16 protein-coding genes are annotated in these 16,934 nt (G+C 59.6%); 6 read left to right on the plus strand and 10 right to left on the minus strand.

What is annotated here, in order from left to right:
• Entirely contained in the window at positions 1–546 is a 546-nt protein-coding gene (locus tag ACED88_RS04360) for a hypothetical protein (protein ID WP_449108840.1), read from the minus strand.
• A gap of 266 nt (positions 547–812) precedes the next feature.
• Between ACED88_RS04360 and purB the strand changes: the two genes are divergently transcribed.
• Both purB and ACED88_RS04370 read left to right on the plus strand, forming a co-directional pair.
• The gene (purB, locus tag ACED88_RS04365; protein ID WP_237222072.1) at positions 813–2,246 is read left to right on the plus strand and encodes an adenylosuccinate lyase; all 1,434 of its coding nucleotides are present in this window, start codon (positions 813–815) and stop codon (positions 2,244–2,246) included.
• Positions 2,247–2,339: 93 nt separating this feature from the next.
• Positions 2,340–3,410 (plus strand): hypothetical protein, encoded by a 1,071-nt coding sequence (locus ACED88_RS04370; RefSeq protein ID WP_449108841.1) that lies wholly within the window; start codon positions 2,340–2,342, stop codon positions 3,408–3,410.
• Between the two features lie 131 nt (positions 3,411–3,541).
• On the opposite strand, the gene ypfJ is transcribed toward ACED88_RS04370, so the two are convergent.
• From ypfJ to ACED88_RS04405, 7 genes are all read right to left on the minus strand, one after another.
• Positions 3,542–4,477, minus strand: a complete 936-nt coding sequence (gene ypfJ, locus ACED88_RS04375) for a KPN_02809 family neutral zinc metallopeptidase (protein ID WP_449108842.1) — start codon at positions 4,475–4,477, stop codon at positions 3,542–3,544.
• Between the two features lie 12 nt (positions 4,478–4,489).
• A complete protein-coding gene (locus ACED88_RS04380; RefSeq protein WP_449107279.1) occupies positions 4,490–5,287 on the minus strand; it encodes a di- and tripeptidase in 798 nt (265 codons plus the stop codon).
• 990 nt (positions 5,288–6,277) lie between these two features.
• Entirely contained in the window at positions 6,278–7,087 is an 810-nt protein-coding gene (locus tag ACED88_RS04385) for a spermidine synthase (protein ID WP_449108843.1), read from the minus strand.
• Between the two features lie 24 nt (positions 7,088–7,111).
• Positions 7,112–8,056 (minus strand): cation diffusion facilitator family transporter, encoded by a 945-nt coding sequence (locus tag ACED88_RS04390; RefSeq protein WP_449108844.1) that lies wholly within the window; start codon positions 8,054–8,056, stop codon positions 7,112–7,114.
• A gap of 11 nt (positions 8,057–8,067) precedes the next feature.
• Complete coding sequence (locus ACED88_RS04395; RefSeq protein WP_237186760.1) at positions 8,068–8,385, minus strand: acylphosphatase; 318 nt, start codon at positions 8,383–8,385, stop codon at positions 8,068–8,070.
• Positions 8,386–8,401: 16 nt separating this feature from the next.
• Positions 8,402–9,217 (minus strand): carbon-nitrogen hydrolase family protein, encoded by an 816-nt coding sequence (locus ACED88_RS04400; protein ID WP_449108845.1) that lies wholly within the window; start codon positions 9,215–9,217, stop codon positions 8,402–8,404.
• 123 nt (positions 9,218–9,340) lie between these two features.
• Complete coding sequence (locus ACED88_RS04405) at positions 9,341–10,012, minus strand: DsbA family protein (protein ID WP_449108846.1); 672 nt, start codon at positions 10,010–10,012, stop codon at positions 9,341–9,343.
• Positions 10,013–10,234: 222 nt separating this feature from the next.
• Here ACED88_RS04405 and pta point away from each other — a divergent pair, with 222 nt between their 5' ends.
• The 3 genes from pta (at position 10,235) to ACED88_RS04420 (ending at position 14,260) form a co-directional block, all read left to right on the plus strand.
• Entirely contained in the window at positions 10,235–12,346 is a 2,112-nt protein-coding gene (gene pta, locus ACED88_RS04410; protein WP_449108847.1) for a phosphate acetyltransferase, read from the plus strand.
• 263 nt (positions 12,347–12,609) lie between these two features.
• Positions 12,610–13,746: an acetate/propionate family kinase gene (locus ACED88_RS04415; RefSeq protein WP_449108848.1), complete on the plus strand. Its 1,137-nt coding sequence runs from the start codon at positions 12,610–12,612 to the stop codon at positions 13,744–13,746.
• A 253-nt stretch (positions 13,747–13,999) separates the two neighbouring features.
• On the plus strand, positions 14,000–14,260 hold the full coding sequence (locus tag ACED88_RS04420; RefSeq protein ID WP_449107270.1) for a hypothetical protein: 261 nt from the start codon (positions 14,000–14,002) through the stop codon (positions 14,258–14,260).
• A gap of 507 nt (positions 14,261–14,767) precedes the next feature.
• Here ACED88_RS04420 and ACED88_RS04425 read toward each other — a convergent pair.
• Together ACED88_RS04425 and relB are read right to left on the minus strand one after the other, a co-directional pair.
• The gene (locus ACED88_RS04425; protein WP_237198327.1) at positions 14,768–15,037 is read right to left on the minus strand and encodes a type II toxin-antitoxin system RelE family toxin; all 270 of its coding nucleotides are present in this window, start codon (positions 15,035–15,037) and stop codon (positions 14,768–14,770) included.
• Positions 15,034–15,279, minus strand: a complete 246-nt coding sequence (gene relB, locus ACED88_RS04430) for a type II toxin-antitoxin system RelB family antitoxin (protein WP_237198326.1) — start codon at positions 15,277–15,279, stop codon at positions 15,034–15,036. The genes ACED88_RS04425 and relB overlap by 4 nt, the downstream gene beginning before the upstream one ends.
• Before the next feature lie 612 nt (positions 15,280–15,891).
• Here relB and ACED88_RS04435 point away from each other — a divergent pair.
• Positions 15,892–16,929, plus strand: a complete 1,038-nt coding sequence (locus ACED88_RS04435) for an IS1595-like element ISSag10 family transposase (RefSeq protein WP_002837184.1) — start codon at positions 15,892–15,894, stop codon at positions 16,927–16,929.
• Positions 16,930–16,934: the final 5 nt, after the last annotated feature.

Genomic DNA, 16,934 nt, shown 5'->3' on the forward strand with positions numbered 1-16,934 from the left:
CTACCACCCCTCTCCTGCCAAAGTAGCACTCACACGGGCAAGCAGAGGGTTGCCCATAGCCGAGGTGAGAGCCCCGTGCAGGGCAGGTAGATTAGCCCGCTCGGCGTGCACAATAAAGTCATCGAAGTCGATATCCTCCAGCACCGCCATACCCGCTAAGGCGGCATCAAAAGCAGCCCCGGCAGCACCGATAGCAGAAGCCACCAGCTCAAGCTCAGCAGCAACAGCCTCACCGGCCAACCGCACCTCCTGGGCACCGGCCTCCAACTCCCCCTGCAGAGCCCTAGCCGCGCCCCCTTCTGCCTCCAAAGCCCCCTGAAAGGCACGACCAGCCACAGAATCCCACTGCACCTGCCCCGCAGCTAAAGCCTGCCCAGAGGCCTGCCCGACGGCGTCCGCCTGCCCCAGCACCTGCTGCGCCAGCGCAGCAGACCACTCCCGCACCCGCTGAGCCAAACCCAGGGCACCCGCGGACGCGCTCGCGGCTCCCTGACTCCCCAGGCCGACCCTGCCCGCAGCCGCAACAAGCTCATACACCGAAGGCATCGCTTTTCCTCCTCACTTCTTTTACGGGCGATTCCTTAGCCCACACCCTAAAAGCAGCACCCGGCGGAGCACCAGCGTCCGCCCGCCTGTGGATAAGCCCCGCCCCGGCCGTCCGCGCACATCGCCCCACAATTGGTGCAGCCGTGACGCAAGATGACGCAGCGAGTTCACACCCCTTGACGGCAGCCACCGCTTACCCGTAAAAGCCCATCTCACACCCCCGCTAAAACGTGCGCCACCCCACCTAGCCGTGAGAAACTAGAGACATGTCTCATCGCGAAAACTGCACCACTCTGCCCTCTGGCCGTCACTCCCTCACCGGCGCGGGTCTTGCCCTCGGCGCCCTCGACGGACGCTACAAGGCTGCCACCGAACCCCTGGTTGACTACCTCTCAGAAGCCGCCCTCAACCGCGACCGCATCCACGTTGAGGTTGAATGGTTCATCTACCTCTGCGATCACCAGGTCCTGCCCGGCCTCGAACCCCTCACCGACGAGCAGCGTGCCGGCCTGCGCGCTATCGTCACCGACTTCACCGAAGAATCTGCCGCTGAACTGGCAGAAATTGAAGCCGTCACCGTCCACGACGTCAAGGCTGTCGAATACTTCATCGCCCGCCGCCTCGAGCCCCTGGGCCTGGGCCATCTCAAGCCCCTGGTCCACTTCGGTTGCACCAGTGAAGACATCAACAACCTCTCCTACGCCCTGGGTATCAAGGACGCCGTCACCAACGTCTGGCTGCCCGCCGCCCGCGGCCTGGTTGAGCAGATTATGAAGCTGGCCGAAGAGGCCCGCGACGTGCCCATGCTTTCTCGCACCCACGGCCAGCCCGCCACCCCCTCCACCCTGGGCAAGGAACTGGCTGTTTTCGCCTACCGCCTCAACCGCCAGATCAAGCACGTTGAAAACGCCGAATTCCTGGGCAAAATCAACGGCGCAACCGGCACCTACTCTGCCCACGTCGTCTCTGTGCCCACCGCCGACTGGCAGAAGATTTCAGAAGAGTTCGTCACCGGCCTGGGCCTGGACTGGAACCCCCTAACCACCCAGATCGAAAACCACGACTGGCAGGCTGAGCTCTACTCCTCCATCGCCCACTTCAACCAGGTGCTGCACAACCTCTGCACCGATGTGTGGAGCTACATCTCTATCCGTTTCTTCCGCCAGATTCCCGTTGCGGGCGCAACCGGTTCATCCACCATGCCCCACAAGGTCAACCCCATCCGCTTCGAGAACGCCGAGGCCAACCTCGAAATCTCCAACGCCCTGCTGAACACCCTGGGCTCAACCCTGGTGCAGTCCCGCTGGCAGCGCGACCTGACCGATTCATCCTCCCAGCGCAACATCGGTGTGGCCTTCGGCCACTCCGTGCTGGCGATCTCTAACGTAGTCAAGGGGCTGGAGCGCCTAGACATCGCCACCGACGTCATCGCCCAAGACCTCGATGAGAACTGGGAAGTTCTGGCCGAGGCTATCCAGATGGTTATGCGCGCCGAAGCAATCGCGGGCGTCCCCGGCATGGAGGACCCCTACGAGCGCCTCAAGGAGCTGACCCGCGGCCACCGCGTCGATGCCGCCCGCCTCAAGGAATTCGTCGCTGAACTCGGTCTGAGTGCGGACGCCGAAGCCCGGCTCTCTGAGCTCACCCCGGCTACCTACATCGGCCTGGCTCCCTCCCTGCTGGAGCACGCCACCCGCTAAAGGCTGACTCGCGCAGGTCACATAAGAAAACCCCGTCATACCTGGCGGGGTTTTCTACTCCCCCGAGAGGTTTTCACTTTTAAGATAGAAGGTATGACCGAGAACTCCCGCCCCGCAGACAGCTCGCCCGAGCAGACCCCGCTAGCCGTGCGCCGCCTGCGCAAGCTCCGCACCCGCTACCCCGAAGCCACCCCCGCCGACCTAGCAGAGCGCCTAGGCGGAATCTTCGTGCGCGACTTCACCCTGGTCGGGTCAGCCCAGGCAGGGGCGCAAGAGCTGACCCCCAACGTCCTCGGCAGCGTCACCCGCAACCGCCGCGTCGCCGGGCTCACCCAGGCAGCCGCCCACCTGGGCGCGGTGCAGCAGGGCATGGCCACCTACAGCCGGGCCGCCAACAAGGGCATTAACACCACCGCCCACGTGGGAAGTGCCCAGGCCGTCAAAACCTACCTACACGGCATGGCCCTGCTACACGGCCTACAGGTTGAAAGCAGCGACGAGGCCGCAACCGCTATCTTGGGGGCCGAGGTCAACGATATTCTCACCCAGATGCAGGAGGCCCCCCGCGGTGGTGGAACCACCCAGCAGATGAACATTCTGGGAGCCGTAGCCGCCATCGGCCTGCGCAACCCCCAGACCCTGCTGCTGGTCAAGGCAGGCGAACAGCTAGTCAAGGCAGGAGGCGCTGTTTTCGCTAGTCAGAAGATGCGCCGGGATTTTGCCCAGCAGATTATCGCCCAGGTAGACCAGAACCTGGGGGCAGCTCCCGACCAGCTACCTGCCAGCACCCTCACGGTCTTGAACAGCGGGCAGGACGCCGGCAGCCCGGTCGACGGGTCGGGGCAGGGCAACGGGGGCTCAGTACCCGCCGATGATGACGCTGACCTGCTAGAGCTTTCCGCCGAAGAGGTCAGCGCCATTGAAGCACCTGAGCCGGTAGCGCCTTCTGCTCTGGAAGAGCCCGAGCCGGTCAAGCCCTCCCAGATTGAGGCACCCGAGCCGGTGACGGCGTCCGCCATTGAAGACCCGGCACCGGTGGTGACCGAAACTCAGGTACGGCCCAGTACCGAAGCGGAGCTGGCGGCAGCCGACGGGGCAACCGCCAAGGGTGCCCGTCTAGCTGCCCGCGCGTTCGTCCGCGCCCGCTCCCGTTTTAAGGGTTAAAAGATTAAGGACCAGATTCCTACCGAATACCGTGTGGACGTTAGGTACTTCGGTAGGAATCTGGTCCCTACTGTCAAGAGACGGGTGCGGACACCTAGGGGCAGTTCGCGTGCCTCGGTTAGGCGCTCCGTTTAGGAGTTGAAGGGCTGGGCGCACGCTGCCATGGTGCCCTCGGTGTAGCCCTTCGTAAACCAGCTGACACGCTGTTCTGACGAGCCGTGGGTCCACAGGTCGGGGTTAACCTCTTGGCCCGAAGAACGCTGAATCGCATCGTCACCGATGGCGCGGGCCGTATCGATCGCCTGCTGGATCTGACTCTCGGTCAGAGGGTCGAGCAGGGCGTTCTCACCCTTGTCAGCATGGGAAGCCCAGACACCGGCGTAGCAGTCGGCCTGCACCTCAACCTGCACGGCGCCAGAGTCAGCGCCCGGGTCCTGGTAGTTGGAGTACTTCAGGGTGCCCATGGTCTGCTGAATGTGGTGGGCGAACTCGTGGGCGGTCACGTACATGACCGCGAAATCGCCGTTGGAACCGCCCATGGCCTTGAGCTGGTCAAAGAAGGGAACCGACATGTACACCGTCTGGTCAGCCGGGCAGTAGAAGGGGCCGGTCTGCGAAATGTTGGCGGTACCGCAACCGGTTGACAGCTGCCCCTCGCCCAGCACCAGGTCGGGTGCCGTGTACGAGATGCCGGCCTCGGCCGGCAGCTTCTCTTCCCACACCATATCGAGGCTCACGCCGGTTGCCAGAATACGGCAGTCGTCGTAGCGGTTGGCGTCCTCATAGGTCTGGCAGTGGTCAAAGTTCCCGGCGCCGGTGACCTGGTCCTGCTGGGCCTCGGTGCCGTACATGGAGCTAGAACCCCCGGTCAGGCCACCCAGGCCGCCTGAGGCAAACAGGAAGATAGCGCCAACAATCAGCACGCCGGGAAGACCGAACTTACGGGCCACACTGCTCATCAGCATCATCATGAGCGGGTTCGTGCCGCCGCCACCGCCGGAGCGGCCGTTACCCCCAGAAGAGCCACGCCGGGAGTAGTTATTATTCAGGTTGTCGTTAAAACCCATGACAGTTCTCTATTACTTCTCAAGCTGCGCAGTCTCACCCTGCGCACCCTCGGAGGTGCCGGCGTCCTGACCACCCTCAAACCTGGGGGCGCGGTCAAGGTTCAGGGCATCGGGGAAAACAGCGGGCAGGGCGCCGAAGGTCTGCTCGACCGACTTGACCACGTTCTTGCCCAGGGCCAGGTTGGCACCGCCACCCACCACAGCACCTACACCGAAGGGCAGGGCGCGGCCCAGCAGGGCGCCGGACTGGCGGGTCAAGAAACGCTTAATGAACATATTGCGAATGGTGCGCTCAATGCTGAAGATCTTGCCGGAGTCCTTGGAGCCCATCATCATGCCCCACTTACGGGAGACACCGCCGGTCTTACCGGTGTGGGCCAGAATCGAGTTCATCAGCACGGAGCCGTCCTCACCCAGCATGATCGCCATGACCATGAGACGGGACTTTTCGGGATCATCAACGTGCACGCCGTGCAGCTCAGCCATAGCCTGCGCGTAGATAGCGGTACGTTCCAGGTAGCCGCCCACCGCCAGGGCAGACAGGCCGACGGACGCCGCAGTACCCAGACCGGGCACAAAAGCGGTTGCGCCCACGGCACCGCCACCGAGCGTCACATCGCGCAGGTAGGCCTTTTCGAGGCGCTTGGCGATCTGGTCGGGAGTCTCGTGGGGGTGCTTCTCACGCATCTTCTTGAGCATGGAAACAATCAGAGGGCGCTGAACCTTCAGCACGGTATCTACGGTGCGGGTAACCGCGGGCTTGGGCTGACCGTTAGCGTCAAAAGCGCTAGATGCGTTGAAGTTGAACATAGCTTTTAGTTTACCGGCAAACGACCCTAAACACAGTGTACTTGCTATCGTGTATGCCCTGGGCATGACAGGTTACGCAGCACCTCTAGGTGGTAACTGTGGCACCGGCCGCCACATGTGTGAGCGGCACCGTAACATTTGGCGGTCAGCGCCACCCCTACGACAGGCAGCCACCTACACTGTTTGCAGTATCCCTCGCGAAAGAAGGCACCCGTGCAGGCAGTTCGTTCTCGTTTCACCGGCTCCGATAAGACCACCGGCGTACTTCTCGTGATCGGCTCCTGTATCTCCCTACAGATAGGCGCGGCTTTTGCGGTGCAGCTCTTTCCCCAGCTGGGTGCCTGGGGCGTGACCACCCTGCGGCTAGGGGTAGCTGCCCTGGTCATCTGCGCTCTTACCCGGCCCCGTTTCTGGGCCTGGAATCTTCCCCAGTGGATTGCCGTCGCCCTACTCGGGGCGTCTTTTGCCTTCATGAACGGGGCCTTCTATCACGCCATCGAGCTGCTGCCGCTGGGGCTGGCGGTGTCTGTAGAATTCATCGGCCCGCTCGTGCTCGCGGCGGTGCTCTCCCGCCGCCTCATTGACGGTCTCTGGATCGGGCTAGCCACCATCGGCATGGCCCTCATCGGAGTTGAAAAAGCTTTCGGGGCCGAGCATATCTCCACCCTGGGCTTGGCCTTTGCACTGGTCGCAGGCTTTTTCTGGGCCTGCTATATTCTGGCGAGCTCCCGCGTGGGCAGGCTCATCGACGGGGCTGGCGGCCCTGCGCCGCCTGCCCAACAATGTCTTCTCTATTCTGCTCAGCCTGGAACCCGGCATCGCGGCTATCGGTGGCTGGCTACTACTTTCGCAAGATACCGGGGCCCTACGCTGGGCTGCAATTCTGCTGCTGACGGTAGCCTCCATGGGCATCACCATCACCTCGCGCCCTCAGCGGGCAGCGGGCGAACCCGCTCCCATCACCAGCACGATTGCTCAGGTAGACGCGCCCTAGCCCAGCTTCCCCAGGAGCTCCACCAGCTCGTCAGTGCCCAGGGCGGACGCCGGGTGCGGCCCGGCGCCGACCAGGCGGGTGGCGGCATCCTGGGTGAGCGCCACGTGCGAGCCCACCAGGATGAGGTTGCCCGCGTGGCGTCCGCTCAGCATGGTGGTGTCGGCCAGGCACCAGACGTGCTCAAAGACCTCTAATAGGGTTCGGGCCTGGGCTACGAAGAAGCTGAGCCCGGCATCGTCGCCCACGTTGACGGCCAGCAGGCCGCCCGCACTATCACCGGTTGCCGGGGCCAGGGCCTGGCGCAGGTCGGTGTAAAACTCGGTGGTGGTCAGGTGGGGCGGGGCCTCCCAGCCCGAGAAAATATCGAGGACGACCAGGTCAAGACCACCGGCGGCACCCAGCTCCGCTTTCAGGCGGGGAGCGGCCGCGGCGGCGTCCTCAATCAAAATCTGGCAGTTGGTACCCGCGGGCAGGGGCAGCTGCTCCATCACAAAGCCGGGCAGCTCCCGTTCGATGTCAACAGCCAGCTGGGCTGAGCCGGGCCGGGTGGCCTGAATATAGCGCACCAGGGTCAGAGCCCCTGCCCCCAGGTGGGCGGCGGTGATGGGCGCCCCGGGCTCAGCCTGAAGATCAACCAGGTTGCCGATGCGGCGCAGGTACTCGTAGAAGATGAAGTCGGGGTGGGCTAGATCCACGTGAGACTGCTCGGCTCCCCCGATTTCAAGAATACGGCCGGTCTCAGAGAAGCCGTCGGGAGCAACAGAGGCGCTCAAGCCAGAGAAGGACAGCTGAATAGTGCGTGACATGCTCTCTAGCCTAGCGTCTCTCACCTAGTGCAGATGGCGCAGGTCTTCATCGGCAGCCAGGGAACGCGGCTCCATCTGGAAGGTGGAGTGCTTAATAGAGACCTCAAAATGCTCGGCCACACAGCTTTGCAGGTTCTTGAGAATCTCCACCGAGTGGCCGGTGGTGAAGCACTCGTCGTCCAGCACGATGTGGGCGGTGAGCACCGGCAGGTCGGAGGAAATCTGGGTGGCGTGCAGGTCGTGCACGGCAACCACGTGGGGCTGGCCTTCGAGGTGGCGGCGTACCTCGTCGAGGTCGAGCCCGCGCGGGGTTGATTCCAGCAGCACCGAGGCGGTTTCGCGGAAGAGCTTGACGGTGCGCGGGATAATCAGCAGACCGATGAGCACAGCCACTAGGGCGTCGGCCTGGTAGAAGCCGGTACGCCAGATAATAAGGGCCGAGATAATAACCGCCACCGACCCCAGGGCGTCGTTGAGCACTTCCAGGAAGGCGGCCCGCATGTTGAAGTTGGTGCGGTCGCCGCCCACCAGCACCGCAATCATCACGATGTTGCCCACCAGGCCAATGACGCCGAAAATCAGCACTTCAAGGCCGGGTATGGGGGCAGGTTCCAGCAGGCGCTGCACCGCCTCGTAAAGCACAAAGAGCCCAACCCCGAGCAGCACGGCGGCCTGGAACATGGCCGAGAGCACCTCGACCCGGCGGAACCCCCAGGTGTGGCGCGAGGACGCCGGCAGGCGGGCCAGACGCGCGGCGGCCAGGGCAACGCTGACCCCCAGGGCATCGGTGAAAACGTGGACCGTGTCAAAGAGCAGGGCCAGGGAACCGGTCAGCCAGGCTCCGGTCAACTGGAAGGCAACCAATGACCAGGCAATAACCACCACAATGATAAGGCGGCGCTCGTTAGCCCCGCTGCCGTGGGAATGCCCGTGGGCATGGCTGTGGGAGTGGCCGTGCGAGTGGCCCATGGTGTGCCCTTCTAGTAAATGCCGAACCCCTTATAGGAGCCAACCGGCTGGGTGATGTCAGAGTCAACATGATCAACCCTACCAGCGGTATCGCCGCCGGTCAGTTCGGCAAGGAGCTGCTCACAGGCGTCCGCGCTGCCCTGGGCAACGATCTCAACCGACCCGTCGTCCATATTTTTGGCGTAGCCCACCAGCCCCAGGGGCTTAGCGATACCGGCTACCCACCAGCGGAAACCCACGCCCTGCACGTGCCCGTAGGCGGTGGCCATAAGCTGGGCCTCGGCAGGTTCAGCCGGGGCTTTATCGGTGAAGATATCAAAGAAACCCATGTCAGGTGCTCTTTCTCTAGTAGTCCAGCTTGGCGTTGGCCAAAACGGGCAGGGCGGAGCGGGCCCGGTCTACCTCGGTGAGGTCAAGGTCAACCACCAGAATCTCGGGAGCTTCACCGGCCTCAGCCAGGGTCGCACCGAAGGGGGAAACTACCCGGGAGTAGCCCACGCCGGTTGGCTGGGTGATATCTGCCCGCGGGTCAGCGCTCGTGGGGGAAGCCTGGTCAACAGCCAGCACAAACATATTGGAATCCAGGGCGCGAGCGCTGGTCAGAATCTGCCACTGGCTCACCTTGCCCTCTCCCCCGGCCCAGGACGCCGCCACTACCGTCGCCTTCGCCCCGGCGCGGGAGTAGTCGGCAAAGAGCTTAGGGAAACGCACGTCGTAGCAGGTAGCCAGACCGATTTTGGTGCCATCTACGGTGACGGTCACCAGCTGGTCACCGGCCTTGACCCCCTCAGATTCTTTAAACCCAAAGGCGTCGTAGAGGTGCATCTTGGTATAGACGGTCTCTACCCCGTTCTGGTCAAAGCAGTAAAGGTTGTTGTAAACCCGCAGGTTCCACTCGTCAGCTAGCTGCACCGGGGCAAAGCCGCCCGCCACCACGGTCACGTAGTTCTCGCGCGCAATGTTAGCGAGGGCGGTGCGGAAGGTCAGCTCGTGCTGGGCAGCATCGTCATACAGCCGCCCACCGAAGCTGAGCATGGCCGCCTCGGGGAAGACCACCAGGCGGGCACCGCGCTCCGCCGCGAGCGCCGTGTATTCACGAATCGTCTCGATGTTGCGGGCAACGTCTTTGGTACTGAGCATCTGGGCGAGAGCTATCTTCATACCTTCAACTCTAGAGGGCGCAGCTGGCGGTTACCAGGCGTCCGCCCACTGAAGGTAATCGAAACCTTCATCTGCGCGTTCAAAGAACATGCATATGAAGGTTTCGATTACCTACACGGCTCGCTAAAGACCGGCCGCCTGCTTGAAGGCCGCCACCATGTCGGCGGTGCTGGTGGCTGAGTCGACGTTCTCAAGTTTGGTGCCCTCCACCACGAAGCTCGGGGTGCCCTTCACACCTGCGGCGACGCCGTCCTGATACTCCTGCTCAATGAGGGCAAGGGCCTCTTCGCTTGGCAGGTCAGACTCGAAGCGGGCACGGTCCAGGCCCAGCGCCTCGGCGTAGTCACCCATGAGGGTGGCGAACTGGGCGGTATCGGTGTTTTCCTTCCAGTCAGCCTGATGGGTGTAGAGGTGATCAGCCATCGCCACATAAGCGCCCTGGGCCTCAGCAGCCTGCACAGCCTGGGCAGCGGGAACCGCGTTGGCGTGCATCGGCAGCGGGAAGTGGCGCACCGTCACGTTCATGGTGCCCTCTAACTCGGCAGCGGCCTCACGGTACTTGGGGTCAGCCTTAGCGCAATAGGGGCACTGCAAATCGGTGTAGAGGGTCACCGTGGGGGCGCCGTCGGTCACCGCATTGAGCTGGTAACCATCATCGGTGCGGACGCCCGCCGCAGCTTCCCCGCTTGCGGCGGCAGAAGCGCTACCGGCAGTCTCGCTAGAACCACCACAGGCCACCAGACCTACCACCGGAAGAAGGCTCACCAGGGCACGACGGGTTAGCTTCACAGACATAAGACTCTCCTCAAAAAATACTGCTTCTCCCAGCCTAACCACCCACCCGCGCGCACCGCGGGCACACACTGTCAGCAAGCGTCCGTACCTCATGAGATACCACACAAACACACGCCGCGCCGCCCCTAAAGCCCACCCAAAGGAATAAACTCAGAAGTAAACATACGGTAGCCCCACAGCTACCGTAACCCACAAAACACAGCCACAAGGATGTAGACCCAGATGACCAACGGCATGTACATTTCCGCGATGAACCAGGGCTCCGGCAAGTCCCTCATCGCCATCGGCCTGCTTGATTCCCTGCTCAAAGAAACCGACCGCGTCGGCTTCTTCCGCCCCGTCTTCAGCGGCGAAATCGAAGCCCAGGATCCGCTAATCCGTCTGCTCCGCACCAAATACAACCTCAGCGACGACCAGGCCCGCGGCGGCGTCTCCCTCGAACGCTGCCGCGAACTGCTTGCCTCCGGCGACCACGAAGAGATGTCGTCCATCGCTGTCTCCGTCTACTCCGAGATGGCCAAGCACTGCGACGTTATCATCGTCGACGGCACCGACCTGCTCTCCCACAACGCAGCCACCGTCGAGTTCGACCTCAACGCCCAGTTCGCCAAAGACCTCGGCACCCCCGTCATCGCCGTCGTCGGTGCCCAGGAATCCACCGTCTCAGACGTCGTCAACGCCGTCGACGTAGCCCGCACCGAACTCCATGCTGCCAAGGTCGACGTCCTGGCCGTCATGGTCAACCGTGCCCGCCCCGAACTGCGCGAAGAAATCCTCAAGAACGTCAAGCGCGGCCCCTCAAACCGCCCCGTCTACGTCCTACCCGAACTCCCCGAAATCTCACTCCCCACCGTCGCCGAAGTCGTCTACAACCTCGGCCTAGACCACGAGGGCATGAGCCAGGACTTCCTCGACCGCGACATCCACGACATCAAAATCGCGGCCATGACCGTCTCCAACTTCCTCTCCCAGTTCACCGACGGCGACTTCGTCATCGTCCCCGGCGACCGCTCCGACATCATGGTCGCAACCCTCGCGTCCGCCCTCGCCCCCACCTTCCCCGCCCCCTCCGGTATGCTCCTCACCGGCGGCCTCGCCAGCGAACTCAAGGGCGACACCGCCATTGGCCAGCTCGTTGAAAAGGCACCCTTCCCCGTCTTCTCCACCCAGCTCGACACCTTCAAAGCCGGCCGCGCCGTCTCCATGGTGCGCGGCCAGCTCGCCCTCGGCCAGCCCCGCAAAATCGCAACCGCCCTCGGCGAATGGTTCCGCAACGTCGACGAAAAGGAACTCTTCGAGCGCCTCGAACTCGAACGCCCCGCAACCATGACCCCCCTGCGCTTCCTGCACAACCTCATCGAAAAGGCCCGCAGCGACCGCCGCTCCATCGTCCTACCCGAAGGCTACGACCCCCGCATCCTGCGCGCCGCATCCATCATCGTCCGCCGCGACTTCTGCGACCTCACCCTCATCGGCAACCCCGAAAAAATCGCAGAAATCTGCCAGCGCGAATCCATCGACCTGCCCATCGCAGAAGACGGCAAGCGCGGCGTCACCATCATCGACCTCGACAACAACGAATACACCGACGACTTCGCCGCCACCTACGCCGAACTGCGCGCCCACAAGGGCATGACCCTCGAAGGCGCCCAGAACCGCATGATGGACCCCTCCTACTTCGGCACCATGCTCGTACACAAGGGCATCGTCGACGGCATGGTCTCCGGCGCCGTAAACACCACCGCCAACACCATCCGCCCCTCCCTCGAATTCATCAAAACCCGCGAAGGCGTCAAGGTCGTCTCATCCGTCTTCCTCATGCTCATGGAAGACCGCGTACTCGTCTTCGGCGACTGCGCAGTGAACCCCAACCCCAACTCCGAGCAGCTCGCCGACATCGCCAAGGCCTCAGCAGAGACCGCCCGCCAATTCGGCGTCGACCCCAAGGTCGCCATGCTCTCCTACTCCACCGGCACCTCCGGCTCCGGCGCCGACGTCGACATCGTCATCGAAGCCACCGAAAAACTGCGCGAATCCAACCCCGACTTCGCCTTCGAAGGCCCCATCCAGTTCGACGCAGCCTCCAACATGTCCATCGCCTCCTCCAAGCTCCCCGGCTCAGAGGTCGCAGGCCAGGCAACCGTGTTCATCTTCCCCGACCTGAACACCGGCAACAACACCTACAAGGCTGTGCAGCAGACCTCCGGCGCTGTAGCCGTCGGCCCCGTCCTGCAGGGCCTCCGCAAGCCCGTCAACGACCTCTCCCGCGGCGCTACCGTCGATGACATCATCAACACCGTAGCTATCACCGCGATCCAGGCTCAGACCCTGTAATAGGACGCGGACGCGCGGACGGTCAGCCGGACGCGCGGGGTTGGGTTGGCGGAGCAGGGTACGTCCCCTCCGCCGCGAACCTTGGGGGCACAGCGGACTCCCCTGCGGCGACTAACCTTCTCGAGCTCGCCCTGGGGGCTCGCTCGATTCATGCCAGACCCAGCCAGTCGCCTTTCGGGGAGTCCGCCTGCGCCCTAGGCGCGGGCGTCCGCGTGCCCCTCATTACATCGAACTTAAGTAAGCAACTAAAGGAAAACACTTTCATGCTCGTACTCGTTATTAACTGCGGTTCCTCATCTGTGAAGTACCAGGTGCGTGACACCACCGCTACCGGTGAAGAGAACCAGGTCATCGCCAAGGGTCTGGTCGAAAACGTCGGATCAGCCGACGTTCCCAACCACACCGTAGCCCTAGACATCATGGCAAAGGCTCTGGAAGAACCCCTGCACGGCAAGACCATCGACGCCATCGGCCACCGCGTTGTTCAGGGCGGCGACGTCTTCTCAGCACCCGTCGTCATCACCGAAGATGTCATCACCAAGATTGATGAGCTCTCACCCCTCGCACCCCTGCACAACCCCGCCCACGTCCTCGGCATCCGTGCAGCGCAGGAAACCTACCCCGGCGTCCCCATGGTCGCGGTCTTCGACAATGCCTTCCACTCCACCATGCCCGAGCACGTCTACCGCTACGCCGTCCCCGAAGAACTCGTCGAAAAGTACGGCGTGCGCCGCTACGGCGCCCACGGCACCAGCCACGACTACGTCACCGGCGTTGCCGCCGAATTCCTCGGCATTGACCGCTCAGAATTCAACGGCATCATCGCTCACCTGGGTAATGGCGCCTCCATCACCGCCGTCCAGGGCGGCAAGTGCCTCGATACCTCCATGGGCTACACCCCCCTGGCTGGTCTGGTCATGGGCACCCGCTCCGGCGACATCGACCCCTCAGTACTCACCAACGTCATGCAGCGCGGCAACATCTCCCCCGAGAAGATGGACCACATCCTCAACAAGGAATCAGGTCTGCTCGCTATCGCTGGCAACAACGACATGCGCGCCGTGGTTGAGGCTATGGAAGCTGGGGACGAACGCGCCAAGCTGGCCCTGGACATGACCTCCTACCGCCTGGCTAAGTACATTGGCGCCTACCATGTGGCTGTTGGTGGCGCTAAGGCCCTGGTCTTCACCGCAGGTATTGGTGAGAACTCCCACCAGTTCCGCAAGCTGGCTGTTGAGCGCCTGGGCGCCCTGGGCATCAAGCTGGACGCCGAAGCCAACAAGGTACGTAGCGACGAGCCCCGCATCATCTCCACCGAGGACTCAGCTATCCCCGTACTGGTCGTTCCCACCAACGAGGAAAAGGCTATCGCTGAGGCTACCGAGGCTCTGGTTGCCTAAGTTTTAGGGCCTCACCGCTGATAGGGCGGGGTTTCTTTCGAACTACGGTTCTTTACTGTGTTTCGAAGGAAACCCCGCTTTTCGTTTCTGGCCAGGTAGCAAGACCCACCGGGCTAGGTCTCACGTAAGTTTCCCGTTGAAAATGCTTCAACTACTATTTTTCCCTTAGGTGACGTGCCTTACAATTTTAGCTACAGAGCTTTTACCCAACTCTAAGTTGAAGACAAAGAAGGTTTCACGAAAAGTTCTTCGCATGAGCTCCGCAGAAAAGAGGCAGACCTTGCTAACAGCAGAAGAAAAAACAAACCTGCTCAGCCGTTGGCTCAAAGCTAACCCCCAACAACCCACCAAAGAAGAGATCTACATTCTCCTTGAAGAAAAATACGGTGCCTACCAACTCCCCCTTGCCTATATGGAACCAGACGGCTACCACCGTGACGAAGAAATACGAGCAGACACAGTAGATTCCCTATACACCATCACTCACCCCATCACGCTCAACACAATATCCTGACCCCTAGATACTTACGAAACAGATAAAATATTCGACGGAGGATATACCGAAACCGCAGAAGAAAGAGCTGAAATTGCAGAATGGAAAATGCAGTTACTCTTCGATCAATGCAACTCAAATATTCCTCTTGAATACCGCATTATCTCAACTCAACACAGTTTGGGACACAGAGTCTCGCTCATCCTCATGGCAGAAAATGGGCGTACCACTGATTATAAAATGTACGGCTCCCGTGGCATGGGCAATAGCCTAGATCGCTACCTTAGAGGCTGGATAGGCTTCCCAACCAAACGCCCACAAGACCCCGAAGAAGGCCCCTACATGAGACCCGGTGACATTACTGATGTGGGCTTCCTCCAATACCTGGAAGTCGCAGCTGAACAAGGGTTTATATAGAGCTGATGCCCTGGTTATGCTTAAGCCTTATAAGCTCTAGAGCGCAGCAAAGGGCTGCAACCCAATGCACCGGGTTGCAGCCCTTTACTTTCTACTCTTTCAATCACGCGCTTACCGATAAACAGCAGAACGGTGCCCAACTTCCAAGGCCAAAAGGACCAAGGTACCCTGATCAATATCCAAAATCACTCGGTAGGAGCCTGCTCGATAGCGCCACAGCCCCGAATAGTTGCCGGTCAGGGCCTTACAGTGGCTCTGCGGGTGCTCAAAACCCTCTAGTTTTTCCAGTTCTTCTAAAATACGTTGGGCAACTGGCTTATCCAGCTTTTTCAGCTGTTTGAGAGCTCGAGGAGTTAGCTCTAGCCTCCAGGTGTTACTCACAGACCGAGCTCCGCGCGAGCTTCATCCAGGCTATATGTTTTCTGTTTACCTGCACGCACTGATTCAGCATCGGCCTTCAAGGTAAAGGCATGTTCTAATTCAGCCAGGTGTTCTTCTAACAAGGTGTTGATGTAGAAGGAAACAGGGCGATTAGTTTTGTGCGAGAGCGCTTCAAGGCGTTGGCGCACATCGTGAGAGGGGCGAAAGGTGAGCCCTTTCCGAGCCGTTGTTTCTACTGTCATGCTTCAATCGTATTACACGTCATACATAGATTTTAAGGGGTCACCCTAAAAGAAGACCCTGTACTTCGTTGCTAGCTAGACAGCAAGACCCACAGGCTAGAGTTACACCATTACGAAGAAGCAGCCGAACAATCTATTCAGTATTTTTAGATAGGCTCTTGCCTGGGGCCTAAACAAGGTATTAAAGTCAGAAGCACAAGAACTCCACTCTTGATCCCCAAGTCTCAGCCAAAGACGGCTGACCAAGCACTCAAGGAGAACCAAGTGAAAGCTAAATTTTTCGGTAAGATTTCTGTTTTATTTTTTACAGTTACTTTTCTAGTGCCGCATACCGCACACGCTACTCCAATCTCCTCACAAGTAGAGCATTCTGAAAAATAAGTACCACAAACAGCTATTATAGTGAAATTCTAAGCAAATCAGCTTATATCATTTCACTACAAGAACTAGAGGAAATGGGGTACAGTGAAGAGATTATTCACCAACAAAAGGAAGCTTTAAAAGCCCTCCCCGTTTTTGTTAAAGGCTCTGTCACAACAAATGGTTGATTTTTGACGAGAAATAGCGTATAATAATAGTAAGAAACAGTACCACCGAAGGAGGTAATTGGATATGCCTACTATCAAAGACGCATTAGATATTATCGGTAAGTTGACTGTCGCAGAGCAGGAAAGCCTTAAAACAATGCTTTTAAGTCCTGCCTTTGTAAAGTCTTTGAATATTGAAGATTTCGTAGCAAAGGAACGCTTTGCAAATGGTCGTGTATGCCCTCTTTGTGGCTGTATCCATGTGGTTCGCAATGGTCATCGTAAAGATGGCACACAGCGATATGTATGTAAGGATTGTGGCAAGTCCTTCGTGATTGCTACGAACTCCATTGTGTCTGGTACAAGAAAAGACTTGTCCGTGTGGGAGCAGTACATTGATTGTATGATGAATGGCTTATCCATTCGTAAGACTGCTGTTGCTTGTGGGATTCACAGAAACACCGCATTCCTTTGGAGACACAAGATTTTGGATGCACTTCAGAATATGGCAGACGATGTTACCCTTGACGGCATTATTGAGGCTGACGAAACTTTTTTCGCCATCTCGTACAAGGGCAATCATAGCAAGAGTAAGACATTTGCTATGCCACGCAAGGCTCATAAGCGTGGTCATTCTACACATATCAGAGGCTTGTCCCAAGAAAAGGTATGTGTTCCTTGTGCGGTTAATAGGAATGGCTTGTCTATCTCCAAGATTACGAATACTGGTAGAGTTTCTACAAGAGATTTACATCATATTTATGATGGTAGGATTAAGACCAATTCCACTCTTGTTACGGACAAGATGAACTCCTATGTGAGATTTACAAATGCCAATGGTATTGACCTTGTGCAGTTAAAGACTGGCAAAGCCAAGAAAGGCATTTATAATATCCAACATATCAATAGCTACCATAGCCAGCTAAAGAGGTTTATGCGTGGCTTTAACGGTGTTTCTACCAAGTATCTGAACAACTATCTTGTGTGGAATAACCTTGTAAATTACGCCAAAGAAAGCGACATGGAGAAAAGGAACATCTTCTTAACTTTTGTTTTGGCAACATTGAAAACTGCTAAATGCAGAGATTTATCAAACAGACCAGCAGTTCCTCTGGTCGCCTAATTAGA

It is taken from the genome of Rothia sp. 11273D007AR, from assembly GCF_053547255.1.